General features: G+C 37.0%; 22 protein-coding genes. 12 read left to right on the top strand and 10 right to left on the bottom strand.

What is annotated here, in order from left to right:
- Window positions 1-70 precede the first annotated feature (70 nt).
- The 4 genes from ACQ7EO_RS09375 (at window position 71) to ACQ7EO_RS09360 (ending at window position 4,621) form a co-directional block, all read left to right on the top strand.
- The gene (locus tag ACQ7EO_RS09375) at window positions 71-961 is read left to right on the top strand and encodes a LysR family transcriptional regulator (RefSeq protein ID WP_034618362.1); all 891 of its coding nucleotides are present in this window, start codon (window positions 71-73) and stop codon (window positions 959-961) included.
- A gap of 88 nt (window positions 962-1,049) precedes the next feature.
- The gene (gene tal / locus ACQ7EO_RS09370) at window positions 1,050-2,033 is read left to right on the top strand and encodes a transaldolase (protein ID WP_034618363.1); all 984 of its coding nucleotides are present in this window, start codon (window positions 1,050-1,052) and stop codon (window positions 2,031-2,033) included.
- A 149-nt stretch (window positions 2,034-2,182) separates the two neighbouring features.
- Complete coding sequence (gene leuE, locus ACQ7EO_RS09365) at window positions 2,183-2,836, top strand: leucine efflux protein LeuE (protein ID WP_434279447.1); 654 nt, start codon at window positions 2,183-2,185, stop codon at window positions 2,834-2,836.
- Between the two features lie 612 nt (window positions 2,837-3,448).
- Complete coding sequence (locus ACQ7EO_RS09360; RefSeq protein WP_434279446.1) at window positions 3,449-4,621, top strand: benzoate/H(+) symporter BenE family transporter; 1,173 nt, start codon at window positions 3,449-3,451, stop codon at window positions 4,619-4,621.
- A 350-nt stretch (window positions 4,622-4,971) separates the two neighbouring features.
- Here ACQ7EO_RS09360 and map read toward each other — a convergent pair whose 3' ends face one another.
- Window positions 4,972-5,766, bottom strand: coding sequence for a type I methionyl aminopeptidase (map, locus tag ACQ7EO_RS09355; RefSeq protein ID WP_434279445.1), 795 nt, complete (start codon window positions 5,764-5,766; stop codon window positions 4,972-4,974).
- A 335-nt stretch (window positions 5,767-6,101) separates the two neighbouring features.
- Between map and brnQ the strand changes: the two genes are divergently transcribed.
- Window positions 6,102-7,394 (top strand): branched-chain amino acid transport system II carrier protein, encoded by a 1,293-nt coding sequence (gene brnQ / locus ACQ7EO_RS09350; protein ID WP_419311812.1) that lies wholly within the window; start codon window positions 6,102-6,104, stop codon window positions 7,392-7,394.
- Window positions 7,395-8,038: 644 nt separating this feature from the next.
- Entirely contained in the window at window positions 8,039-8,275 is a 237-nt protein-coding gene (locus tag ACQ7EO_RS09345) for a hypothetical protein (RefSeq protein WP_004719635.1), read from the top strand.
- A 53-nt stretch (window positions 8,276-8,328) separates the two neighbouring features.
- On the opposite strand, the gene ACQ7EO_RS09340 is transcribed toward ACQ7EO_RS09345, so the two are convergent.
- Complete coding sequence (locus ACQ7EO_RS09340; protein WP_434279444.1) at window positions 8,329-8,787, bottom strand: hypothetical protein; 459 nt, start codon at window positions 8,785-8,787, stop codon at window positions 8,329-8,331.
- Window positions 8,788-8,913: 126 nt separating this feature from the next.
- On the opposite strand from ACQ7EO_RS09340, the gene ACQ7EO_RS09335 reads away from it, so the two are divergent.
- On the top strand, window positions 8,914-9,786 hold the full coding sequence (locus tag ACQ7EO_RS09335) for an alpha/beta hydrolase family protein (RefSeq protein ID WP_434279443.1): 873 nt from the start codon (window positions 8,914-8,916) through the stop codon (window positions 9,784-9,786).
- 447 nt (window positions 9,787-10,233) lie between these two features.
- On the opposite strand, the gene ACQ7EO_RS09330 is transcribed toward ACQ7EO_RS09335, so the two are convergent.
- Entirely contained in the window at window positions 10,234-11,772 is a 1,539-nt protein-coding gene (locus tag ACQ7EO_RS09330; RefSeq protein ID WP_004822208.1) for a TerC family protein, read from the bottom strand.
- Between the two features lie 964 nt (window positions 11,773-12,736).
- On the opposite strand from ACQ7EO_RS09330, the gene ACQ7EO_RS09325 reads away from it, so the two are divergent.
- Entirely contained in the window at window positions 12,737-13,201 is a 465-nt protein-coding gene (locus ACQ7EO_RS09325; protein WP_004822209.1) for a MarR family winged helix-turn-helix transcriptional regulator, read from the top strand.
- 3 nt (window positions 13,202-13,204) lie between these two features.
- On the opposite strand, the gene ACQ7EO_RS09320 is transcribed toward ACQ7EO_RS09325, so the two are convergent.
- The 5 genes from ACQ7EO_RS09320 to ftsY all read right to left on the bottom strand — a co-directional run bounded on the left by ACQ7EO_RS09320 (window position 13,205) and on the right by ftsY (window position 19,813).
- Window positions 13,205-13,876, bottom strand: a complete 672-nt coding sequence (locus ACQ7EO_RS09320; protein ID WP_244012843.1) for an SOS response-associated peptidase — start codon at window positions 13,874-13,876, stop codon at window positions 13,205-13,207.
- A gap of 148 nt (window positions 13,877-14,024) precedes the next feature.
- Entirely contained in the window at window positions 14,025-14,645 is a 621-nt protein-coding gene (locus ACQ7EO_RS09315; RefSeq protein ID WP_004719624.1) for a 2OG-Fe(II) oxygenase, read from the bottom strand.
- 190 nt (window positions 14,646-14,835) lie between these two features.
- The gene (locus ACQ7EO_RS09310) at window positions 14,836-16,998 is read right to left on the bottom strand and encodes a malate synthase G (RefSeq protein ID WP_314335835.1); all 2,163 of its coding nucleotides are present in this window, start codon (window positions 16,996-16,998) and stop codon (window positions 14,836-14,838) included.
- 639 nt (window positions 16,999-17,637) lie between these two features.
- Complete coding sequence (locus ACQ7EO_RS09305) at window positions 17,638-18,231, bottom strand: nitroreductase family protein (RefSeq protein ID WP_004719619.1); 594 nt, start codon at window positions 18,229-18,231, stop codon at window positions 17,638-17,640.
- 475 nt (window positions 18,232-18,706) lie between these two features.
- Window positions 18,707-19,813 carry a signal recognition particle-docking protein FtsY gene (ftsY, locus tag ACQ7EO_RS09300; protein WP_004719613.1) on the bottom strand — a complete coding sequence of 369 codons (1,107 nt, stop codon included), beginning with the start codon at window positions 19,811-19,813 and terminating at the stop codon, window positions 18,707-18,709.
- Between the two features lie 176 nt (window positions 19,814-19,989).
- On the opposite strand from ftsY, the gene ACQ7EO_RS09295 reads away from it, so the two are divergent.
- Window positions 19,990-21,384 (top strand): M16 family metallopeptidase, encoded by a 1,395-nt coding sequence (locus tag ACQ7EO_RS09295; RefSeq protein WP_056511802.1) that lies wholly within the window; start codon window positions 19,990-19,992, stop codon window positions 21,382-21,384.
- A gap of 13 nt (window positions 21,385-21,397) precedes the next feature.
- The gene (locus tag ACQ7EO_RS09290) at window positions 21,398-23,008 is read left to right on the top strand and encodes a M16 family metallopeptidase (protein ID WP_314335837.1); all 1,611 of its coding nucleotides are present in this window, start codon (window positions 21,398-21,400) and stop codon (window positions 23,006-23,008) included.
- Between the two features lie 10 nt (window positions 23,009-23,018).
- Here the strand turns inward: ACQ7EO_RS09290 and ACQ7EO_RS09285 are convergent, their stop codons facing one another.
- Both ACQ7EO_RS09285 and ACQ7EO_RS09280 read right to left on the bottom strand, forming a co-directional pair.
- Window positions 23,019-23,345, bottom strand: coding sequence for a hypothetical protein (locus ACQ7EO_RS09285; protein WP_004822224.1), 327 nt, complete (start codon window positions 23,343-23,345; stop codon window positions 23,019-23,021).
- Window positions 23,346-23,590: 245 nt separating this feature from the next.
- Window positions 23,591-23,950: a hypothetical protein gene (locus tag ACQ7EO_RS09280; protein WP_004822225.1), complete on the bottom strand. Its 360-nt coding sequence runs from the start codon at window positions 23,948-23,950 to the stop codon at window positions 23,591-23,593.
- Window positions 23,951-24,172: 222 nt separating this feature from the next.
- Here ACQ7EO_RS09280 and ACQ7EO_RS09275 point away from each other — a divergent pair, with 222 nt between their 5' ends.
- Window positions 24,173-24,406 (top strand): hypothetical protein, encoded by a 234-nt coding sequence (locus tag ACQ7EO_RS09275; RefSeq protein ID WP_004719607.1) that lies wholly within the window; start codon window positions 24,173-24,175, stop codon window positions 24,404-24,406.
- Window positions 24,407-24,586: 180 nt separating this feature from the next.
- A complete protein-coding gene (locus ACQ7EO_RS09270; protein WP_004719606.1) occupies window positions 24,587-24,964 on the top strand; it encodes a DUF2750 domain-containing protein in 378 nt (125 codons plus the stop codon).
- Window positions 24,965-24,994 lie beyond the last annotated feature (30 nt).

Raw genomic sequence — 24,994 nt, 5'->3', positions numbered from 1 at the left:
TTTATTGAAAGGTTGCGTGAATTGGAGTAAATTTAATGACTGAAAAACTAAACAGAATGGTGCCAAGCGCATGAATATCAACCAAGAACAACTCACCATCTTTAAAACGGTGATGGAAACAGGTTCATTTTCAGCAGCAGCCCGACAGCTTGGCAAAGTCCCCTCCGCTGTCAGTATGTCTATCGCCAACTTGGAAATAGACTTAAATCTAAAACTCTTTAATCGTGTGGGACGTGAACCAATCCCTACACCTCAAGCTCAACGCTTATATGAAAAAACTGAACAACTACTGGTAGAAATGAACCAGTGGAAACAACAAGCGATTGCACTTAGCGAAGGCTTGGAATCCTCATTAAATATCGTGGTGGTTTCAGAATTACTGCATACAGACTGGGCTGAATACATTGCACTGTTGGGAGAGCATTTTCCAACTTTAGAAATTAATATCTTCTCCGCACCACAAGAAGATGCGCTGAAAATGCTGATGAATCAGACGGCTCAACTGGCATTGATGTTTGAACGTGAAATACTTGAAAGCCGTGAGCAATTTGTCGAATTTAAAAAAGAAGCCTTGGTCCCTGTTTCAGCTATTCATCACCCATTATCAGCACATAAACAAGTTACTTTTGAACAAATCCTACAATCCAGACAAATTGTCGTGGCAAGTCGTGATCGAACCATTAAACCCGAACTGCTTTATTCTAAAAACTATTGGCGGACAGACAATCACCACTCAGCATGTGCTTTAATTTTAAAAGAACTGGGTTGGGGTGTACTTCCCTTAGAAATGTTTAATGAAAATCCTGAGCTCAAACATAAGTTAAAAATCTTAGATTTGCTCGATTTCACACCAAAATTTGAATATTTTGTCGACTTAGTCTGGAGTCGTGAGAGCAATTTAGGCTCAGCTGCTCGTTTTTTGATTAATCACATTCGAAATCAAAGAATTCATACAAAATAATAGGCCTTTCAGTACATTTTCCTCTTTTGCTCAAATCGCATTGTGTTATAAATAAATCACAAATATTTTAACTAAGAAATAATCGGTAATGACACAATCTGCATTAGATCAATTAAAACGCTTAACCACTATCGTTGCTGATACAGGTGATTTAAACGCAATTCAACAATTTCGCCCTTTGGATGCAACGACTAACCCTTCACTCATTACAGCAGCAGCACAACAGCCTGAAAGTCGTGAGCTGATTGAAGATGCCTATGCGCAAGCAAAAAAAGAAGGTTATGAATTAGATGCACTCGTCGAACGCACCATCGATATTCTCACCGTCAAACTCGGTGTCGAAATTTTAAATATTGTAGAAGGTCGTGTTTCAACAGAAGTGGATGCAGCCCTTTCCTATAATACCGAAGAAACCATTGCCAAGGCTAAAGAGCTACTTGCATTGTATAAAGAATATGGGATCGACCAAGACCGTATTCTGATCAAGATTGCCTCTACATGGGAAGGTATTCAGGCAGCGAAAGTACTAGAAGCAGAAGGCATTCATTGTAACTTAACCCTGCTTTTTGGTTTACACCAAGCCAAAGCCTGTGCAGATGCCAATGTTACTTTGATTTCTCCATTTGTCGGTCGTATTTTAGATTGGTTTAAAAAAGCTGAAAATGTAGAAAGCTATCCAATTGAGAAAGATCCAGGCGTATTGTCTGTTAAACAAATTTATCATTACTACAAGCAACATCAAATCAAAACTGAAGTGATGGGCGCAAGCTTCCGTAGCATTGACCAAGTTCTAGGTTTAGCAGGTTGTGACCTTTTAACCGTTGCACCGGGTCTGCTTGAAAAATTGAAAAATGATCAACGTCATGTGGTTTCTCAACTCAGCTTAGACACGGACCAGACTGCTCAAGAACATCAAGAGATTTCTAAAGCAGAATTTAAACAACAATTGGAAGCTGATTTAATGGCATTCCAATTATTGCAAAGCGGGATTGACGGTTTTATCAAAGCACGTGAACAACTCGCATTATTATTGCGTCAATCTTTTGGCCTAGATGCTGATTTTATTGACTAATCTATGTATTTAGAATGATTTATATAAATCTAAATTGTAGATGCGCTTTTGGTTAAAATTGCACTAAAATCGCTCACACTCTAAAGCCGAGTTTGTTATCATAAACGCTCGGCTTTTTTATTTCGCTTTTCTTATACAGTGAGAATGTTGTGTTTGGTATTACCGATATTGTGACATATATACTAGGGACTATTTTTATCGTCATTTTACCCGGTCCCAACTCATTGTATGTGATGTCAATTGCCTCTCGATTTGGGATTAAAACGGGCTATATCGGTGCCTTAGGCGTATTTACAGGAGATTTAATCCTGATTCTCTGCACTGTTTTAGGTGCTGCCTCTTTACTACACGCTTTTCCATGGTTATTTATCATTCTCAAAGTTGTAGGTGCAAGCTATCTGTCTTATCTCGGTATTCGTTTGTTGATCGCAAGTATCAAAACTTGGCAGAGCAAACCACAAACGCTGCAAACAAATACATCGAATACTGCAACTAACGAACAATTTCATCCATTTCGAACAGCACTCACCATTAGCTTACTCAATCCAAAAGCAATTTTATTTTATCTCTCGTTCTTTGTTCAGTTTGTCGATCCTGATTACCCTTACCCTGCTTTAAGTTTTGCGGCACTTTCAGTGATTCTGCAAATCATCAGTATGAGTTATTTGACGATCTTGATCTTCTCAGGCGTTAAACTCGCCACTTTTTTCAATACACGCTACAAAATTGCTGCAGGTTGTGTTGCATGTGTAGGCTTGCTGTTCTGTACTTTTGGAATAAAGTTAGCCGTTTCAACGATGTAAGCTGATTTAGCTCAATAAATCTCGCGATTAAAGCATTCTTTTTGGATCAACTGCGCTTTCTATTCAAGGTAATATCTAATCTTTATCAATGGGTAATCTATAGTCAATCTGTCAAAAAAATCAGACACAAGAACACAACTTCTTTTAATTAATATTTTTAATCAAATCAATCACATGAAAAAATTCTTAATTATAAAAAGTTTGCAATGCCACACCTTACATTCAACGTTTAAATACCTTTGCGTAGGCAATGCCTCCCTTTTTAGAGATAAAAAGGGACAAAAATCTTTTGCTGGGCGAGAGGTACGTCCTGTAACCTGCCCAACGGCGACATCCATGTCGCCCCACGATAGGATCACCAACTATGATTCAAAAATACCAAAAATGAATTGATGCAAATCACTTATATGAATAATTAGGTGGTTTGACTATACATTGTTTTCAACTAAGACAGTTCTAGATTAAAAAAGCCAAATTCTCCCAAAATGAGAATTTATTCAATTTTATTTTTGCTTTTGCTATTTAATTCCAATTAACCCTATAAGCTTTAAAATGATCCATGTATGATGGTTGCATTTTCAACCATTCAATCAAATTTAAAAGCAAGGGATCATGCAAAAGTTACTCCAAGACTTCTCTATACCTGCTGTATTTGCAGGTTTCATTACCTTCTTAATTGGTATCAGTGTTTCGGCTGTACTCGTTATACAAGCAGCTCAATTACTTGGCGCAAACCCTGAACAAATTACCTCTTGGTTTTGGGCACTCGGTTTAGGTATAGGTCTTTCAGGATTAATTCTTTCTTGGAAATTCAAATATCCTGTTGCCACCTCATGGTCAACCGCTGCACTTGCACTCATCATTGCCACTGCCAGCGGCTACTCACTCTATGAAGCCATTGGTGCTTTCTTGGTGAGTGGTTTACTGACTGCCACACTAGGCTTTTTAGGTATATTTGAAAAAATTATTTCGTATATTCCTCAGAGTTTGACCAGTGCCATGCTGGCAGGCGTATTACTCAAGTTTGGTATTGCTCTATTTGCCAGTATGCAAAATAACTGGGCATTTATTCTCAGCCTCTTGGCGGTTTATATCGTTACTAAACGGCTATGGGCACGTTATTGTATTGTGATTACCGTGATCGCTGGAATCATCATTTGTCCATTTTTTATGGAGTTTCATGTTCCAACCTTACATTGGGGATTGGCAAAACCAGTATGGATGACACCTGAGTTCACATGGTCTGCAATTCTCGGATTGGCACTGCCTTTATTTGTAATCAATATGGCATCTCAGTATTTACCAGGGATTGCGATGATTAAAAGTTATGGCTATAAACCCCATGTTAACCAACTTATTGGTTGGACTGGTACAGCGCAGACTTTACTTGCACCATTTGGCTGTTATACCGTGAATATTGCCGCAATCAGTGCTGCTGTCAGTTTGGATGACCAAGTTCACCCAAACCCTGCGAAGCGCTATATTGCTGGTATGAGCTGTGGTTTCTTTTATATTTTGATGGGGTTATTTGCGGCAACACTGACAAGTCTATTGATGTCTTTTCCACATCTTTTTATTGTGGCATTAGCGGGGATCGCCTTGTTTGGTACGATTAGTCATAATATTGCGATTGCATTTCATGAAGTCAAAGACCGTGAAGCCGCACTGCTCACCTTCTTATTCAGTGCATCAGGTGTTCAGTTTTTTGGGATTGGTTCAGCTTTTTGGGGACTACTATTTGGCTTCGCTGTTTCGTTTATTTTAAACTTTAAACTTAAAAAATAGCATTTTGATCAATAAGATGAATGGAGGCTCATTCATCTTATTTTAAATTTGCAATCGTCAAATCAAAGCAAATCGAGAAGCGATAGACAAAAAAAAAGCTTACCCTAGGATGGGTAAGCTAGAAAGCTTGAAACAACAATAGAAACTACAGCGAGAATCTGGAAGCTATCTTAGCGATTGGTTAATATTTAAACCAATACTTAAAAACACTTATTGGATATTTCTTAAACGAAAATATTCCCTAAAAGATCCACATTCCCAGTAAATAAAGTGAGAAAAATCTCATTTTTAAAGATAAAAAAACAATAAATCGCTGAGCATAATTCATTCATTAGACCAAAGTCTAAAGATTAAATTTCAGGGTAGCTACCAGTGCCTTCAGGCCAAGGAGTAAGCAACTCAAATCCTGTATCTGTGACAGCAACCATATGCTCCCATTGTGCTGACAGTGACTTATCCGCAGTAACCACAGTCCAGCCATCTTTCAGCTCTTTGACACTGGATTTCCCCGCATTAATCATTGGTTCAATGGTAAAAACCATACCCTTTTTAAGCACTAAGCCCTGTCCGGGTTGACCATAATGTAATACGTTAGGTTGCTCATGATAAATCTTACCAATCCCATGACCACAATATTCACGAACGATCGTATAACCTTCACGTTGCCCAACTTGTTGGATCGCATAACCAATGTCCCCGAGTGTTGCACCGGGTTTGACCATATGAATCCCAGCCACCATTGCCTCATAAGTCGTTTCAACCAGTCTTTTCGCTTCAGGTTTAACTGTACCCACATAGTACATACGGCTGGTATCACCAAAATAACCATCTTTGATAATCGCAACATCGATATTGATGATATCGCCATCATTTAAAACCTTATGTTTTGATGGGATACCGTGACAGACCACTTCATTTGGAGAAATACAGGTGGTTTTGGTATAACCATAATATCCAATATTTGCAGGGATCACTTTTAGCGTATTGACAATAAAATCATTGCAAATATCGTCTAAATACTCAGTCGTCACGCCCGGCTTCACATATTCACCAATCATTGCTAAAACTTGAGCAGCTAAACGCCCCGACACTCTTAATTTTTCAAGGTCTTGTTCGGTTTTAATGGTGACTGTAGAAGCTTTCATTGGATCTGTCCGCAAAAGTGAAAAAATATTATATGCCTTTTCAATACGTTTAGGGCAATTTACCGCCTATCATATTTAATAAAAATGCAAAATCAAGCACATAAATTTTAGAATAAGTATAATCTTTCCATATGAATATTTTATCTATTCTATATTTTTTGAAAATTTTGATTTTTTCAATTTTTGAAAATTAACTGTGAATCATCCACATAAATATAATCAATATGACTAATTGGTTAAAATTTATAAAAAACGGGAATATTATCCATAAAATAAAATACAAAAAATAAGCTATTTCTACTAAAATCGCTGTTTTGCTTTTTCAACCACAGTTTATGACTAATCTCCGTACAAAGGATATTATTGCTTTAGGCTTTATGACCTTTGCCTTATTTATTGGGGCAGGCAATATTATTTTTCCACCCATTGTTGCTCAACAAGCCGGTGAACATGTATGGCTCGCAGCGCTAGGTTTTCTAGTCACAGCTGTAGGCTTACCTGTTATTACCATTATGGCACTTTCTAAAACTGAAGGTTCTATTGCGATTTTAAGCTCGCCTTTAGGTAAAGTTGCAAGTTTAGTACTGACGGTTGTGTGTTATCTCTCGGTAGGGCCATTATTTGCTACACCTCGTACTGCAACTGTTTCTTATGAAATTGGTTTTTCCTCATATTTTGGAAATGGTGGTACAGCATTATTTATTTATAGTGTTATCTATTTTGCATTTGTAACTTTAGTTTCTCTTTATCCAAATAAATTATTGGATACAGTGGGTCATATTCTTGCACCGCTAAAAATTATTGCACTGGCAATTTTAGGTATTGCAGCATTTCTGATCCCGACTGGTTCAATTTCTCCTGCAATCAACAATTACGCTACCAGCCCTGTTTCTGAAGGTTTTGTAAATGGTTATTTAACCATGGACACTTTAGGCGCTTTGGTTTTCGGTATTGTGATTATTCATGCCATCCACTCTCGTGGTGTAACAGATAAAAAGCTCGTAACCAAATATGCCATTATTGCAAGTTTGATTTCTGGTGTAGGTTTAACGCTGGTTTATCTCAGCTTATTTAAACTGGGTTTAGGCAGTCATGATGCTGCTCCAAATGCTGAAAATGGCGCAGTGATCCTGCATGCTTATGTTCAACATGCTTTTGGTGACTTAGGTTCTTTATTCCTGACAGGTTTGATTTTTATTGCATGTATGGTTACTGCGATTGGCTTAACCTGTGCATGTGCTGAATACTTCTCTGAACTCACGAAAATCCCATATAAAGTTTTAGTGATTATTTTGGTGTTATTTTCATTGGTGATTTCAAATCTAGGTTTAACCAAACTGATTGCTTTTTCAGTCCCTGTACTCAGTGCAATTTACCCACCCGCAATTGTAGTCATTCTATTAAGCTTCTTTTGGGGTAAATTCAATCACCCAACCACGGTTATCGCACCTGTTACTGGCGTTGCATTTCTATTTGGTCTTATTGAAGGAATTAAAGTCACAAGCTTTAAGGACAGCTTACCTTTAATGATTCAAAACTTACCGTTAAATGAACAAAATCTTGCATGGGTGATCCCATCATTGATCGTGTTAATCATCTGTGTCGTAATTGATAAAATTAAAAAATAAAGCTTTTTAATTATCATCCTTAAAATTTGATTTTACCCAAATCTTATTTTAACAGTGATCAATAATTGTCATGTTTACCCCACAGGCCGTTATTGTTTGCGACACAATTTTTAAAGCGTTGTTTGATCCATTTTAGTGCTTCAAGCAAATGATCAATGCTCCTGAATAGATCGAATTAAGCTTTGTGCTATGTATAAAAAACATTTGGCTAAAAATACTAAAACTTAATTCTTATTTAACACAGATGAATTCAGTCGCGTTGTTGCATTTTTTACATGAATGAACCGCTCTCCATGCCAAAATCGAATTATTTAAAAAAAATAGTCATTTTTTTCGATTTTTGCATAAATATTGCATAATTTTTATCAACTTTAGTCGAAAGTGCTTCCAAGACCTATTCAGTTATTGTATTTTATTTTGATAACTGGCTCACACTAACTCCACAACAATTACATCATTTATATAAAAAATCACTCATATTTTCATTTTTTATAAAATAATCATCATTTGTAATAAATATGTCATAATTATTTTGAATAATAGAGGTATTTGCTCTTGAAATAATAATTAGATATGGTACAACTGAATAAACCAATCCAGACTAAAACAATGTGGTTTTTGTCGAGCAGACAGGAGGAATGGGGATGTTATCAATACATTTCAATAAGCAAGTCTTCATTAATTCTTTGAAGACAAATACAAAACTGGTCATCTATCTAAGTACAACACTTGCACTTTTAGTGACTCTGTTTATTCATGGACTCATTCAAGGCAATTTAAAACCTGAATTTTTTGCCTATGCATTAGTCGTTTCTGCTGCCTTCTATGTTTGGGATGTAGTCGACCATAAATCTCGTAAACTTGCGAAGATTACAGAATAAAAGATGGATGCCATGCATCCATCTTAAATAAGAAAATTATAAAAATTTAAGTATTAAAACAAAGTAATCAACATACCAAGTAATAATCCTCCAGTCGCAACAATCTCCCCGAGTACCAATAACAGCATTGCTATACGTAACAATATTTTCGGTAATTGCATGGTTCCTAATTGGTGCGGTTGTTTGAATTGATTGGTCGTATCTTTTAAAAAACCATGCAAAACATAACTGGCGATTGAAAAGCTAAAAAAGAATAAATTGATCAAGACAAATATCAAATTTGTGGTTTCTGTCCAGCTTGAACAATAGGCCATTACCGCCAAAATCAAAGTGGCTGGAGCATAAAGCAAGCTGCTGCGATGTGCGATATCGACATAATAATGCGCTCGGGCCATTTCTGATCGGCTAATTTGATAGTATTTCCAAACCCCTGTCAGCATACCTACCCATAGAAAAATCCCGCTGAATATTAAAGCTAACTTTACTGACAAACCTAAACCCACAAAATCCATTTAAAACACCCTAATTCCAACAGCTTAAAATATTTAGATTAGCTTTGACTCATAAGTCATACTTTGATCAAGTTTCTTTTTGGAACTTATGTAAAGTAATCATCAAAGCATACTCATTGAATTGTTATGAATACATTTGAAAATTTAACCATAACTTGTGCAGATAGCTATAGCTTAACTGCACGTTTTTATCCGGCAAAACAATCAACCCATCGATTGCCTATTTTGGTTTGCCCTGCAACAGGGATTACCCAAGGTTTTTATCATCATTTTATAGAGTGGCTTGCTCAACAAGGTTCAGATGTGCTGGTCTTCGATTTCCGTGGTATAGGTGAATCCTTACATGGTCCTCTTTGTCAGTCCAAAGCAAGTATCCAAGACTGGGGTCAACTGGATATTCCTGCAGCCATTGAAACTTTGTTGAATAAGACAGGAAAACAACAAGTTATACTTTTAGGTCATAGTGCTGGCGGACAATTATTAGGCATTGTTTCTAACTATAAGAAAGTGGCACAAGTGATTGCAATTTCAGGCTCTACAGGACATGTAAAAGGACTTAAAGGGCGAACCAAACGTATGGCGCCAGTCATGTTTAAGATGATCTTTCCTGTTTCGAGCTTAGTCAAAGGTTATGGCGCAACCAAGTTTTTAGGCATGGGAGAAAATTTACCCAAAAATGTTGCAAAACAATGGGCTGAGTTTTGCAGTAAACCTGGATATGTGATGAACGCTATAGGTAAAACGATTTTCGAGGACTATCACAACGAAATTCAATGCCCAATTACGGTGTATTGGTCATCGGATGATGAGATCGCTACTGAAGCCAATGTCAAAGACTTACTTCGCCTATATCCAAAAGCCAGCACAGAAATGATAGAGCTTAAACCGAAAGATACAGGTCATAAAGCCATTGGTCATATGTTAATGTTTAAGAAGTCACATCAAAACTTATGGCCAACGATGGCACAAAATATTTTTAATGATAGTCAGACCAGCTAATTATTCATACAAGTGATTTCCATCAATTCATTTTTTGTACTTTTGAATCCTAGATGGTGATCCTACCGTGGGACGACATGGATGTCGCCGTTGGGCGGGGGTATAGGATGTACCCCTCGCCAAACGAAAGATTTTTTGTCACTTTTTATCTCTAAAAAGTGAGGCATCGCCTACGCAAAGGGATTTAAACTTTGAATGTAAGCTGTGGCATTGCTAACTTTTTAAATCAAACAGTTTATTTTTTTATGCAATTGATTTAATTAAAAATATAGATCTAAGAGAAATTATATTTTATGTCTAAATTTTTTACAGGTTGATTATAGTTTTAAGTACTTAGATAAGTAATCCTATCTAAGTGCTCTTTTTATTCAAAAAAAAATGCCTCATCAATGAGGCATTTTTTCTTAGTTTTTTATATCTGCTTGCGATTTAATCGCAAAATAGTGATCAAAATTGCTCTGGACGGGTAATTTTTACCGTCTTGATTCGATTTTCATCCATTTCGATGACTTCAAACCAAATGCCCTCTTGTTCAATCTGAGTACCTACTTTTGCTTCGCCTTGAGTTTTGTCTAAAATCAAACCTGCTACGCTAAAGTAACCTGAGTCTTCTTGAACCAGATCCAACATACCAAGTTCCAACTCAAGCTGATACAAGTCAAGCATACCTGATGCCTTCCACGTTGTATCATTCAGTTTGATCAACTCTAGCTGTTCATCTGCATCAGGAAATTCACCCGCAATTGCCTCAAACACATCCAATGGAGAAATCAAACCTTGGATATTGCCAAATTCATTACTCACCAAGACCAAAGAACCTTTAGACGTTCTTAAGGTATGGATTGCGTCAATCACTTTCATTTTTTCAAAAATAAAAATTGGACGACTACGTTTAAGCAAGGCTTGTAATTGCTCTGGTTCATCCAGTACATCAATTAACTCTTTAGCGCGAACAACCGTAACTACTTTATCCAGTTGTCCACGACATACTGGGAATAAACTATGTGGTACAGCCAAGATTTGCTGACGAATACTCTCCGCATCATCTTCAAGATCGATCCACGAAATTTGATTTCTTGGCGTCATAATTGAGGCAACTGAACGTTCAGCAAGGGTCAGTACACCACCAACCATATAGCGTTCTTCATCACCAAAGGCTTTTTGAGCAGCTAAAGCTTCAGGGCTTTGTAATAGATCTGCATCCAGCTTGCTTCCCATCAATTTTAAAATTGAATCTGCGGTACGATGACGCAATGGTGTTTTCGACTGGTGCTTTTCAACATTACGGCTGGAAAACTGGTTAAAGGCTTCAATTAAAATTGCTACGCCAATACCTGAATAGATATAGCCTTTCGGAATATGGAAACCAAAACCTTCCGCGATTAAGCTCACACCAATCAACAATAAGAAACTTAAACATAGAATTACGACAGTCGGATGCTTATTGACAAAAGCGGTTAACGGCTTAGACGCAATCAACATCACAACCACAGCGATCGTTACAGCGGCCATCATCACATAGATATTGTCGACCATACCGATCGCGGTAATCACCGAATCAAGAGAGAATACAGCGTCTAAAACGATGATTTGCGCCACTACTGCCCAGAAGCTTGCATAAACAACTGCACCTGAACTTTTAACCTCAGGTTTGCCTTCCATTTTTTCATGTAATTCAGTGACGGCTTTATAAACGAGGAACAGTCCACCGAATAATAAGATTAAGTCTCGACCTGAGAAAGACAACCCGCCAAAGGCGATTAAAGGCTTGGTTAATGTGACCAGCCACGAAATGATAGACAGCAAGCCTAGACGCATAATTAAGGCTAAAGATAAGCCAATAATACGTGCTTTGTCTCGTTGTTCAGGAGGAAGTTTATCTGCAAGAATGGCGATAAAGACAAGGTTATCAATACCCAGCACAATTTCTAAAACAATCAGGGTTAAAAGACCAACCCAAATTCCAGGGTCTAATAAAAATTCCATTATTAGAGCTCCTGCTTATTATTATCAATATATAAAGTGGAGAAAAATAAATTTGACCTACACGACGACGGATCCATGAATGAAACCTTTTCAACTAAATTAGCTTAATTATGCACAATATCTTGCGGTTGTAATTATTTTTCACAAAAATTTTACATTTATTTAAGATTTTTCTTATGGATAACTTCACCATACGGGCGAATTGCAGTTCATCCCTGCCCTCGTATGCCCAACTCAATGCTTTACAGATGCCGATTCATCTTATTCAAATTATTTTTCACTCAATCTTACAAAAATGTCATTGGATTTTTTCAATATAAATTGTGTATAACTATAGTTATTAAATGCTACTTACCTTTTAAAGGTATAAATCGCTTTAATTTAATTAATAATTTTCAATCGGATATATGGGCATTTAGAGAGGAAATATTTAGATTTATCGCCATGATGACGTAATCAAAGGAAATTATTAACAGTAAAGCCAAGTTGATTTTTCTTATTTTTCAGTTAAAATAACATCAGATGTTAATTTTTTTAACTAATAAGCTTGCTTTTCACAACATCTTCTTGGTAATTTTCATACTTGAGCAAGCTGAAATACATAGGATGAACCATTATGACACAAGGACATTCATTGACTTTCAATAAAAATAACCTTTGCGGTTGTTTTGAAAATTTCGATTCCACACCAACAACTAGAGAATGAACTCTGTTCATTCCAAATTGCATGAAGAAGCGACTAAATTTACGCAAGGTATTACTACTTTTTATCTAATTTAAGACAGTTATACAATGCCTTTACTGAATACTTTAACTTAAGTTTAGTTCAAGCAAAATTTACATTTCGTCGATTTTACTTGTTTTTTTCATTAAGTGATCTATCACATATTGATTCAAGTATTCAAAGTAAAATATGATTAGCGCTTAATATATGGCAATAATTACAAAAAACAGGGACCTCTAAATGACTAAAAAATATGCAAAATTTTTACCCGCTGCTGAAAATTTTAACATCGAAAATTTCCCATACTACTGGATCACTCAAGTTCATTCTCAGTATGTTTTAAATTTAGATCACGTACTTAAAAAGTATGGAGTAGACAACTCTAGACGACGATTATTGGTTGCTTTAGAAGCCAAGCCAGATGCAAGTGTCTCTGAGCTTTCAGAAATGATCGTTTCTAAAATGTCGACAACAACCAAAATTGTTTATCGCTTAAAAGAGGAAGGCTTTGTAGATACCTACTCTTGTGAAAACGATGCACGTATTACACGGGTACATTTAACAGAATCTGGGCAACAAATGACCCATAAAATTAATGATTTAATGAGTGTTGTACTTGAACAGTCATTTGACGGTTTAACACCACTACAAATTGAAAAAACCATGGAAAATTTAAAAATCATCTTTAAGAATCTTGCACATTAATTGTTAAGATTCTTCATCAAAGATGTTCAACTGTGGCGAGTTTTTGTTATTTGATACTTTGGGGCAATAAAAACACTCAAACTCCGCCACAGGGAAACCCTCTATAAAACTCGAAATATTGGGCTGTTTTAAGCCCAACCACTCATCAAGTCGATGCTGTGGAATAACCACCACCGAACGTTTATCTGTTCGAGGTTCATGAAATTCACTCATCATCGGGTGGGTATGGGCATCCATACTGATCATGGTGGCTGAACGAACAACTTCACCGGTTTTTAATCGGGTAATCTCATACAGTGCAGCAATATAAAAAGCCTGACCATCTTTACGTCGCACACCCCACCGTTGTGGTCGACCATTGATATACTTGGATTCATAAAATTCTGTCACGGGGATCACACCAAATTGGCACTTGCTAAAAGCCTCGACAAAACTGCGTTTTTCCATCAAGGTTTCATTTCTTGCATTATAAGTATGTTTTGCAGCATCTTTGTCCTCAGCCCATTTTGGCACTAAACCAAAGTTAACTAAACGCCATTCCATCCCTTGATCAGATTTAAATAACAACGGCGTTTGAAAGCTTGGAAATATTTCTTCTTCATAGAGGAAAGGGATCGCGGGTAAGCCAAGCTGCTGAACTTGTAATAAGCTGATCGGTTTAAAATTGGCACACATAATAATAAGATTTAAAATATTGATTTATAATTGTTGAATTTATCTATCGCGCTATCCATTGATAAGAATATTAGACATTGATAAAAACTTGAAACAGCACGCGATTTCAATTGAGGATAAACCGAAGTTTACCCTCTTCACTTAACTTTTATCCAAAAATCTTTTTCACTTTGGCACTTAAACCATGGAAAAACTTATGTTTTGCATTGGCTTTTTCGCTGGTCAAAAAGTTAATTTGAATAGATTGGCGTTGCCCTTCATAAGGAATATAGCCATGCCAACCATTGTCAGTTACTTTAAATGCAACCAGTGAGCCCGGACCTGCATTGATTTCAGTGACATAGTTATTGATGTCTTTATCATCATTGAGAATGCGTAAACGTCCATTCGGCGCATCCCAAGATTCATTTAAATAGATCAAAACCGTCAACAATTTGCTTTTTGAATCACTGTGAATCCGCCCATCTTTTTGACGAGAATAACCACGTAAAGTAATCATCATCGGATGTTCCATCACATTGACATCAAATTTATCTGTTAAAATTTGACGAAATTCTGGTGTATCCAACGATTTTAGAAAGCGATCAAAATTAGGCTTAATTTCTACATCTTCGATGTTAAAGCTTCCGCCCTGTTCAATTTTAGGAAAGTCTTGGATTACGGCCTGGACTTCACTATCAGCCAAAGCATTTTCAACCACAAAATACGGATAAGGCGTACTCGCAACTTCAGCATTTTTCAGCGCATCTAATTTCAGAATTGATGTCATTTATAATTCAGCTTAATGATTAATTCCGTTAAATTGTATCAGAGATTTTATCTTATTGGCTGAAAACTCAAACTCGCGTCTACAAATTTTATATATGCACGGAAAGCAACATTTAAAATAAACCATAAAAAGAATAAAGCCTCCGAAGAGGCTTTATTGATAAGCTAATAGGATAAATTAGACGATAAAATTAATCGCCTGTATAACCTTTTAACTTTAAGCGATACGCATGCAATAATGGCTCAGTATAACCAGACGGCTGTTCACCACCTTTAAATACTAAATCATAAGCAGCTTTATATGCATAACCGTCAAAACCAGGCGCCATGTTGCTATATTCAGGGTCGTTGGCATTTTGTTCATCAACAATTTTCGCCATACGCTGCATAACTTCTTCAACTTGCGCTTTAGTCACAATACCATGACGTAACCAGTTCGCAACGTGTTGAGAAGAAATACGTAAAGTCGCGCGATCTTCCATTAAACCGACATTGTTAATGTCTGGCACTTTAGAACAACCCACACCTAAATCAACCCAACGAACAACATAACCCAAGATACCTTGAAGGTTATTTTCAAGCTCTTTGGTCTTCTCTTCTTCAGTCCAGTTTGTATCTGTGGCTAAAGGTGGTGTCAACAAGTCATCTAACGGAAGCGCTTCAGTTTTCAATAACTCTTGTTGGCGTGCTGAAACATTACATTGGTGATAATGAATCGCGTGAATCACAGCACCTGATGGTGAAGGAACCCATGCACAGCTTGCACCTGCTTCTGGATGTTCAATTTTGGTTTTATACATGTCTAAAAGCATGTCAGGTTTAGGCCACATGCCTTTACCAATCTGTGCTTTACCACGTAAACCTGCTTGTAGACCGACCATCACATTACGGTTTTCATAAGCTGGGAACCAAATTTGGCTTTTCACTTCGCCTTTACGAACGAAAGGACCTGCTTCCATAAAGGTATGAATTTCATCACCTGTACGGTCCATGAAACCAGTATTGATGAAAATAGTACGGTCTTTCGCTTGTGCAATACAGTTTTTCAAGTTTACAGATGTACGGCGTTCTTCATCCATAATCCCGATTTTCAACGTTTTCGCTGGTAAGCCAAGTGCTTGTTCAGAACGTTCAAACAATTCAACAGCAAATGCAACTTCTTCAGGACCATGCATTTTTGGCTTAACGATATACATTGACCCTTTACGAGAGTTTTTGTTTTCGTTTTGACCTTTGATGTCTGCGAAAGTCAATAATGGTGTAATTAAAGCATCCATAATACCTTCGTAGATTTCAGCACCATCTACAAGGATCGCAGGGTTCGTCATTAAATGACCAACGTTACGAAGAAGCATCAATGAACGACCATGAAGTGTTGTTTCACCACCGATCAAGTTCTTATGTGTACGATCTTTATTCAATGTACGCGTCACGGTTTTACCGTTCTTCTCAATTGATTCTTCAAGCGTACCTTTCATTAGACCTAACCAGTTACGGTAGCCTTCTACTTTCTCTTCTGCATCTACAGCAGCAATCGAATCTTCCAAATCTTGAATCGTGGTAACAGCAGCTTCTAAAACAAGATCTTTAACACCTGCCGCATCAGTTTTACCCACTGGGCTATTTGCATCAACTTCAATAACAACGTGTAAGCCGTTATTTAAAAGTACAATTTCAACAGGTGCAGATTCTTCGCCATTAAAACCGACAAATTGTGATTCTTTCGCCAAAGTCGAGGTTGAACCATCTTTAAGGGTTACAACAAGTTTTTTGCCTTCAACAGCATATTTTGTTGCATCTGCATGTGAACCATTTGCCAATGGGAATGTTTCATTTAAGAAATTCTTAGCAAATGCGATAACTTTATCGCCACGAACAGGGTTATAGCCTTTACCTTTTTCCGCGCCACCTTCTTCAGAGATCACGTCAAAACCGTAAAGCGCATCGTATAAAGAACCCCAACGTGCATTTGCCGCATTTAAGCAATAACGTGCATTACGCACAGGTACTACCAATTGCGAACCAGCCAATAATGCGATTTCTTCATCTACATTTTCTGTACTGATTTGAAAATCTTCTACTTCTGGTAATAAGTAGCCAATTTCTTTTAGGAAAGCTTTATAAGCTTGGAGTTCAAATTTATTGTTGCGGTGCCATTCATCAATTTTAGCCTGAATCTCGTCACGCTTCGCTAAAAGCGCCTTATTCTTAGGGCTAAGATCGACAACAACTTGCTCAAAGTTTTTCCAGTATGTTTCACTATCTAAACCAGAACCTGGTAGTGCTTCATTTTCGATGAAATCGTAAAGTTCTTTAGCAATCGCTAACTTGCCTTTTTGAATACGTGCAGTCATTGTCTTTCCTGATATTGCTACTTTTTATAACAAGAGTTTCTAGTATACCGATTTAAACCATGCTGAATAGTACTATCACATTGCTAAATAGTGATCATTTTAATTAAAAAAAATAGCTACATTAACTTAAAAAATAACGATCAAAAATACAGCAACACCATCAACTAAATCATCAACTTAAATCGCTTTTTAACAGTGTATAAATTTTTTAAAATGTCTAAATTAGACCAAAGTGCTGAATCAACCCTAATTTCCCCATTTTTTTATACACTTTTATTCCTTGAGCAAAGATTAAGCCATGAATAGCGCTAAATGTCGATAAAACCAATCCATAATTCTGTGTAAAGAATTGTTCGATTCACTTATATTTTTTTCTGTTTGTTCAAATCTCATCTTATTGTTTCAATTTAGATGATTAGAATCTTTAGCAACAAGGTGGAATCACATAATTTTTTTAAACCACTTATGCTTTTTTAGATTATTTAATCATACGGCTTCTACCTATTGTCTGGCGACAAGCAGGGATAACGCACTGCACATAAAAAACCTGTTTAAAATTTTCATTCTAAACAGGTTTCTGGAATCGCAAGGTCTAAGCTAAATAAGCAATAGACCTCAGCTTGAAACTAAATGCTTCACTTAGTTAAAAGTTTTAAAACGTGTTGCATCATCAATAAATGTTTTTTCGCCCGCTGGTGCTTCGATTGAACCAAATACTAATTGTGCGCGAAGTTTCCAGTCAGCAGGTACATCAAATGTTGCTGCCACTTCTTCATCCACGATTGGATTATAATGTTGTAAAGATGCACCAATACCCGCTTCAGCCAATGCAGTCCAAGTTGCAAATTGTGCAATACCTGTTGAATGCTCAGACCATACTGGGAAATTATCAGCATATAATGGGAATTGTTCTTGTAGAGCTTTGATCACGCTTAAATCTTCATAAAACAACACTGAACCAGCACCAGCGATAAAGCTGTTAATTTTACCCGAAGTTCCTTCAAATGCTTCAGCTGGAACGATTTTACGTAAAGTTTCTAAAACGATTGTCCAGAATTTAACATGTGAATCACCAAATAAAATCACAGCACGAGAAGACTGTGAGTTAAATGAAGATGGGCTATGCTTGATTGCATCTTTGATGATTTCTTCAATTTTCGCTTGGTCTAAGCTTAAATCTCTACCAATTGCATAAATTGTACGGCGTTGTTTGATTTGATTTAAAAATGACATGGTGTTAATCCTTCTATGACCAAATGGGTCGTGTTATTTAACATGGTTTGAGTGTATTGCATCATTCTTAGTTTCGTCATGCTTATATACATAACAATGTGTTCTATATTTAGAACAATATCTGAAATCGGGCCTTTTTAAATACTACTGTGTTTATGTGGTCCCCTTTTTAAATAGCAATTAAAGTATTTATTAATCAAACAATTCAATTAAAATTTACCATTAAACTCAGCCTATTGCTTTGAGCTTTTCAACGATAAGAATATGGCAAATATCCTATATACTTTTCATTGCTTGTTTTGTGGTAAAAATATTGCAAATCTGGACATACGATTCTAGACATCGCATTAAAGTACAACTTGATGACATTCTTATGATGCCTTCTCTCAATAACGTACCACCATCAACCCCAATCTTAGAAAATAAAAAACTCCGCATAAAGCGGAGTCTCATTTAAGATAAATAGTTTTTTAAATTACTTATCTGTTTCAAACAGTGCAGCAACAAATGATTTTGCAGAGAATGGACGTAAATCATCAATCTTCTCACCCACACCAATATATCGAATTGGTACATGGGTACGACTGGCAATATTAAACAACACACCACCCTTTGCTGTTCCATCTAATTTGGTAATGGTTAAACCTGTTAAGCCTACAGCTTCGTCAAACATTTCAACTTGGTTAATCGCGTTTTGACCAGTACCTGCATCCACCACCAACATCACTTCATGTGGCGCAGTTGCATCAATTTTTTGCATCACACGTTTTACTTTAGTCAACTCAGACATCAAGTTACTTTTATTATGCAAACGCCCTGCTGTATCAGCAATTAAAACGTCCACACCTTTGGCACGTGCACTTTCAAAAGCATCAAAAATGACTGAAGCACTGTCTGCACCATGACCTTGAGCCACGACAGCAATATTGTTACGTTCACCCCAGATTTGAAGTTGCTCAGTTGCCGCTGCACGGAAGGTATCTCCTGCTGCAAGCATGACTTTCTTGCCTTCACCTTGTAAACGTTTGGCTAATTTACCAATCGTGGTGGTTTTACCCACACCATTTACACCCACCACCAAAATCACAAATGGATTTTTATTGGGATCGATATGCAATGGTTTTACCCGAGGTGCAAGTAAAGCAACCAGCTCTTCTTGTAGCGCTTTATACAATGAATGTGAGTAAATCAAATCACCACGTTCTGTACGCTCAGTCAAATTCGCAATAATGGTTTTAGTCGCCTCTACCCCGATATCAGCAACCAAAAGTTGCTCTTCTACTTCTTCGAGCAACTCATCATCAATTTCTTTACCACCAATCAGGATATTGACCATACCATCGGCAAGGCTTTTACGTGATTTGGTCAAACCTTCTTTCATGCGGCTAAAAAAGCCACCTTTAGATTTTTCATCTGCCGATTCAATCTGTGCGTCTTGGCTCTCAGTTTGAACAGGTTCCGTTTTAGGTGTTTCTACATTATTTTCAATAATAGGCACATTGACGGCTGGTAAACTAGGTAATGTGACATCGTCATCCCCGATATCCGCATCAATCAAGAATTTATTTTGCTGTTCTTGCATGCCGATTCCTTGAAAAGCATAGCGTTAAAAAAGAATGAGTTTAGCATAGATTGCATCATTTTTAGCGTTAAAGCAGCGATAAAACAAGCAAACCAAAATGCAACATTCCAGCCTTGCTTTAAATCATTAATTTTTTAAGAATAGTTCTAAATTTAAAATAAATTTTTGGGTTATCTGTGTATATTCTGAAATCTAAATTCTTAAATCTTCTTAGACAATCCAAAGTTATCCTTGCGCCACTTTTATTTTTATCTTTTAACACGGTAAATACGCAACTTCAGGCAGCGCCTCAAAGCCAACTTTCTAGGACCACCTTTGAAACCACACTGAAAAATGGTTTAAAAGTGATTATCCGTGAAGATCATCGTTCACCAATTGTTATGACCCAAATTTGGTACGGCGTGGGGAGTAGTGATGAGTCTGGTAATGTACTTGGTATTTCACATGTGCTTGAACATATGATGTTTAAAGGAACCAAAAAAGTTCCTGATGATGAGTTTGCACGTTTGAGCCGAATTTATGGTGGCCGCACCAACGCCGCCACATATACAAATTACACCAACTATTATCAGCTTTACCCCAAGAAATATTTTCCATTGGCTTTGGAACTTGAAGCAGACCGTATGACGAATCTGGTCCTCAAACAACAAGACTTTGATCCTGAAATCAAAGTGGTGATGGAGGAAAGACGACAACGGACAGATGATAATCCACGAAATCTAGCCTACGAACGTTTTAAATGGATCGCCTATCCAACCAGTCACCATCGTCAACCAGTGATTGGCTTTATGAAAAACCTACAGAATATTCGTCTGGATGATCTTAAACATTGGTATCAAACTTGGTACACCCCCAATAATGCGACTTTGGTCATTGTGGGAGATGTCAATGCAGAACAGGCACTTAAACAGGTTGAAAAATATTTTGCGGCAATTCCCAAAAAAGAGCTTCCCGACCGTAATGATGTTTTAGAGTTTGATCGAATGGGCTATCGACACATGGAAGTGCAGTTGCCAGTACAAGTCCCCAACTTGTTTATGGCTTGGAATGTCAAATCCATTGCTACAGCAAAAAACCCACAAGATGCCTACGCCCTGACCATTATCCAGTCCTTACTGGATGGCGGAATCTCCGCTCGCTTACAAGACCGTCTGATTCGAGATAAAAAAGTACTGACCGCAATCAGTGTCAGTTATGACCCCTATAATCGTGGTGACAGTTTATTTATGATCTCCGCGATCCCAAGTGATGATGTTTCTCTGGATGAGGCACAAAAAGCGATTGAAAAAGAAATGAATTTATTTAAAACAGAATTGGTCAATCAAGCTGAACTCGATCGTGTCAAAAACAACTTCGTTTCAAATTTAATCTATAGTCAGGATGATATTGGTGGACAAGCCAATATGATTGGGAATTTGGAAGTAAACGGCCTAAGTTTTCGTTTAATGGATGAATTACCCAAACATTATGACAAAGTCACACCACAAGATTTACAACGAATTGCCAATATTTATTTTGTCAAAGCCAATCTGAGTAGTTTGTATTTAATGCCTGAAAGTACAAAAGAATAAAAAAGGATCTCTCATGAATTTTAATCCATTCTCGACCTATTCGATAAAAATACCCCTGTTTGTGTGCATCAGCTTACTCTACTCCCCCCTTAACCATGCAGAGGTTGAATTAGACAATCATGATGAAACGGATGCGGTTATAGATGATTCAGCACTTAAGGCAAATTCGACCTTACAAAGCTTAAAAAATTTAGATAAACATCAACAATACCAAGCGCCCTTTGTTCAAGACCTCTCCAACAACCAAAAAGTCAGAACACTGTTTGTTTCAGCCACTGACCTACCTATTGTGGATATTCAACTCACCTTTAATGCAGGTTCGTCACAGGATGAAGCACTAGGAAAAGGTTTGTATGGTATGGCAAATATGGCAGCCAAACTGATCACTGAAGGTACAGATCAATATACAGCAAAAGAAATCGCGTCTACATTTGAAGGATTAGGCGCTCAATTTAGCGTTACCGCGTACCGTGATATGTTTGTCGTCCGACTTCGGGTCTTGTCAGATCCTGAAAAATTAAACCCTGCCATCAATACCATGTTGCATGTGCTGAATCATGCACAATTTAATCCATCGGGTTTAAATCTTGTGCTAAATAATACCAAGGTTGGGCAAAAGCAAATCCAAGAAAATCCAAGTCGGATTATGAATATTCGCTTTTATCGTGCTTTATATGGACAACATCCTTATGCCGAACCCACTGTAGGGACCAATGGCAGCCTTAAAAAAATTACCCCAGAACTACTTAGGGCTTATCGACAAAAACTGCTTGTCGCCCAAAATATGAATATTGCGATTACTGGTAATTTAACTGCAGCCGATGCAACCCAACTGGCCAATTTAATCAGTCAAAATCTAACCCAAGGTGAAGCTGCACAAACACTTCCTGAACCACAAGATCAAAGTGATTTTAATATCCATTACATTCCATTCAACTCAACACAAGCAAATGTGATGATGGGACACTTGGCTATTCAGCGCAGCGATCCTGATCGTGTTGCATTAGAAGTTGCCAATCAAATGTTTGGCGGAAGCGGATTTAATTCCATTTTAATGAAAGAACTCCGGGTTAAACGGGGTTATACCTATGGAGCATATAGTAATTTGACCTCCACATTGGCTCAGGGTTTTTTTAGTTTGAGTTATTCTACTGAACAAAATCAATTGATGGACAGTATCAAAGTTGCACATCAAGCCTTACGTGATTTTGTAAAAAATCCAATCCAAAGAAAACAGCTCGAAGAAACCAAAGAAGGCATGTTACGTTCATTTCCAATGACCTTTAGTTCCAATGCCAATATCAATGCCCAAATCGCATCGATTGGTTTTTATCAACTTCCTGCGGATTATTTGACCCAATATCAAAAGCAATTAAGCCAAGTCACCACCAAACAAGTTCAAAAAGCCATTCAAAAACATCTTCGTGCGGATCGTCTCACCTTGGTTGTTGTTGCACCAACACTGGATCAGAATGAATTAAAAGACATGTTAAGTGCTGATTTAGCCAACCCAGATCAATCCAGTACAAATCAAAACAAGCAAGCGGATACGCAAGCCATGCCAGATGTCCCGACATTGATCATTCAAAAAACAATTCGTCCGCAAGCGGAATCAACCAAATGAGTATTATCAGTTATTGCGGATCTTTACTATCCACCGCAGGATATCGTTTTACTTGTTGATTTTCAAAATGATAGGCACGTAGTAGACGTAAATATTCAACCACATAAATACGATCTTGGCGGCGCAATTGATTGGCAATTTTTTGCGTCTTAGGATTGGCGGCTTGTTGTGAATATTGCATCACATATTTGTATTGATCTGGATTAATTGGCCGTGTTAAAGCCAATGTTGCAAGAAAAATCATCAGTGCGATGATCACAACAACAAAAGAATTCAAGATTTTTTCCACAGGAAATGAATAGAATAATTTTTGAAAATAATCTTTGAATTTTTGCATGAACTACCTCTAATTACAGATAGTTTATCATCCTGACCATAAAAATATAGGGCTTTCTTCAAGACAGCTGAAGATCGGTTGTAAGATGATCTTTAAGATCAAAATTGCGAGAACGACAGTGCTTAAATAATCTCCCCATAGATATCATCGCCTGTCGATATGAGATTTAAAGCCCTCTTCTCTTATTCAAGAAAAGGGCCTGAGCCAAGTTAAACAACGCGTGAATCATTTCTATATCGTGCCAATTAAAGGATCGTTGCACGTAAGAATGCGAAATATAAAATAATCGCGATTATTGCCAATGCAATACTGACAGCAAAGATACTTACTCCCCCCTCTGCATGTGCAGGATGCAAATCATCATCATCAGCAAGACGCCTTAATTCACCATCATAGATTCGATAAAAGCCTGCTTTTTGCACTGGATTTAAGTTTCGGGTATAATCGTACACGCGTTTACGCTGGGCTAAACAATAATCCCCAAGATGGATTTCTTGATGATAAATTGCCTCATCCAGTTGTTTACGGTGATACTGAGCTAATTCTACGATCTGAGACTCAGCAGCGGGTACATCAAAAATAAAGCCATCTATAGTGTTTGTCATTTTGCTCTCCCTTTGTCTTAATTCTCATATTGATTTTAATAAATATTATTTCTGATTAATGTTTAATCATGTAATCTTATCTTCGTCAAGCATAGATTTCAAATCGCTTGACAAATAAGGCTAATTGTAATATTAGTTTAATAAAGTTAAGTTAGATTAGTTAAGTATAAGCTCCGTTGGGGAGCTATGTTAAAAGATCATAATTACAATAAGGAGTTATATATGATTCATCAAATCTCTCACCAAGACTTAGAACACGTTTATGCAGATGCTGTAAATACAATCCAGTGTGAAATGAACTTTGTAGAAGCGGTAAAAGCATTAGAAGATGCAGCGAAAGCCGGTCATGGTAAAGCAGCAATGTTTCTTGCAGAACTTTACTACCAAGGTTTCCGCGTTGAACGTGATTCTCTAAAAGCCCAATATTGGCAAAAGATGGCAACCATGCAAGCATAATAAAACGTCACCTAGGTGGCGTTTTTTTAACCCCTATTCTTTTTATTTTTTAATAAATCATTACGCTTTCAATACATTTTTTATTGTTTTAATAAATGCTTACGATTGAGCATAAAGCACCAACAGTTCTTATAAGAATTTCAACTACAATAGGCAATGTACTAAATAAGATTGTTAATTATGAAAAAGTATATTCATCTTCAACCCATTTCGAATGAATTGTTTATTAAAATTTCTATTTTAAAATCACTCATGTATTGTGGTGTACTTTGGGGACTTTACCACGATGGCTGGGCAATGAAGTCTGGTTCAAATGAAGTTTATTTTCCTTTTTGGCTAAACGCTGTTCAAGCCCATCAGTATGCAAAGATTCATTGGCCTCACTACACCCCCCGCAGAATAACACCTAAAGATTTTAGAGAATCGCTGTTACCTACATTAACACGGCTCAATATCATGCCTGCATTGTTTAATTCTTCATCTCGAAAATTTAAACTCTCAACTTCTCAAATGGAACATTTCTTTTTCCATAGTCATGTTCAATTTCAACCGGCTTAAAGGCGAAGATATATTTTTAGCGGTTTAAAA

It is taken from the genome of Acinetobacter sp. CE-15, assembly GCF_051059255.1.
In the GTDB taxonomy this organism is placed as follows: domain Bacteria; phylum Pseudomonadota; class Gammaproteobacteria; order Pseudomonadales; family Moraxellaceae; genus Acinetobacter; species Acinetobacter guillouiae.
This window is presented reverse-complemented; position numbering and strand designations above follow the sequence as displayed.

Bases quoted from the DNA above. Each gene is read 5' to 3' on its own strand.
- ACQ7EO_RS09285 (WP_004822224.1), bottom strand. From the start codon at position 23,345: ATGCAAAAATTCAAAGATTATTTTCAAAAATTATTCTATTCATTTCCT.
- ACQ7EO_RS09315 (WP_004719624.1), bottom strand. From the start codon at position 14,645: ATGACATCAATTCTGAAATTAGATGCGCTGAAAAATGCTGAAGTTGCG.
- tal (WP_034618363.1), top strand. From the start codon at position 1,050: ATGACACAATCTGCATTAGATCAATTAAAACGCTTAACCACTATCGTT.
- ACQ7EO_RS09320 (WP_244012843.1), bottom strand. From the start codon at position 13,876: ATGTGTGCCAATTTTAAACCGATCAGCTTATTACAAGTTCAGCAGCTT.
- ACQ7EO_RS09275 (WP_004719607.1), top strand. From the start codon at position 24,173: ATGATTCATCAAATCTCTCACCAAGACTTAGAACACGTTTATGCAGAT.
- ACQ7EO_RS09340 (WP_434279444.1), bottom strand. From the start codon at position 8,787: ATGGATTTTGTGGGTTTAGGTTTGTCAGTAAAGTTAGCTTTAATATTC.
- ACQ7EO_RS09360 (WP_434279446.1), top strand. From the start codon at position 3,449: ATGCAAAAGTTACTCCAAGACTTCTCTATACCTGCTGTATTTGCAGGT.
- ACQ7EO_RS09375 (WP_034618362.1), top strand. From the start codon at position 71: ATGAATATCAACCAAGAACAACTCACCATCTTTAAAACGGTGATGGAA.
- ftsY (WP_004719613.1), bottom strand. From the start codon at position 19,813: ATGCAAGAACAGCAAAATAAATTCTTGATTGATGCGGATATCGGGGAT.
- ACQ7EO_RS09330 (WP_004822208.1), bottom strand. From the start codon at position 11,772: ATGGAATTTTTATTAGACCCTGGAATTTGGGTTGGTCTTTTAACCCTG.
- ACQ7EO_RS09310 (WP_314335835.1), bottom strand. From the start codon at position 16,998: ATGACTGCACGTATTCAAAAAGGCAAGTTAGCGATTGCTAAAGAACTT.
- ACQ7EO_RS09325 (WP_004822209.1), top strand. From the start codon at position 12,737: ATGACTAAAAAATATGCAAAATTTTTACCCGCTGCTGAAAATTTTAAC.
- ACQ7EO_RS09305 (WP_004719619.1), bottom strand. From the start codon at position 18,231: ATGTCATTTTTAAATCAAATCAAACAACGCCGTACAATTTATGCAATT.
- ACQ7EO_RS09280 (WP_004822225.1), bottom strand. From the start codon at position 23,950: ATGACAAACACTATAGATGGCTTTATTTTTGATGTACCCGCTGCTGAG.
- brnQ (WP_419311812.1), top strand. From the start codon at position 6,102: ATGACTAATCTCCGTACAAAGGATATTATTGCTTTAGGCTTTATGACC.
- ACQ7EO_RS09335 (WP_434279443.1), top strand. From the start codon at position 8,914: ATGAATACATTTGAAAATTTAACCATAACTTGTGCAGATAGCTATAGC.
- ACQ7EO_RS09290 (WP_314335837.1), top strand. From the start codon at position 21,398: ATGAATTTTAATCCATTCTCGACCTATTCGATAAAAATACCCCTGTTT.
- ACQ7EO_RS09270 (WP_004719606.1), top strand. From the start codon at position 24,587: ATGAAAAAGTATATTCATCTTCAACCCATTTCGAATGAATTGTTTATT.
- ACQ7EO_RS09345 (WP_004719635.1), top strand. From the start codon at position 8,039: ATGTTATCAATACATTTCAATAAGCAAGTCTTCATTAATTCTTTGAAG.
- map (WP_434279445.1), bottom strand. From the start codon at position 5,766: ATGAAAGCTTCTACAGTCACCATTAAAACCGAACAAGACCTTGAAAAA.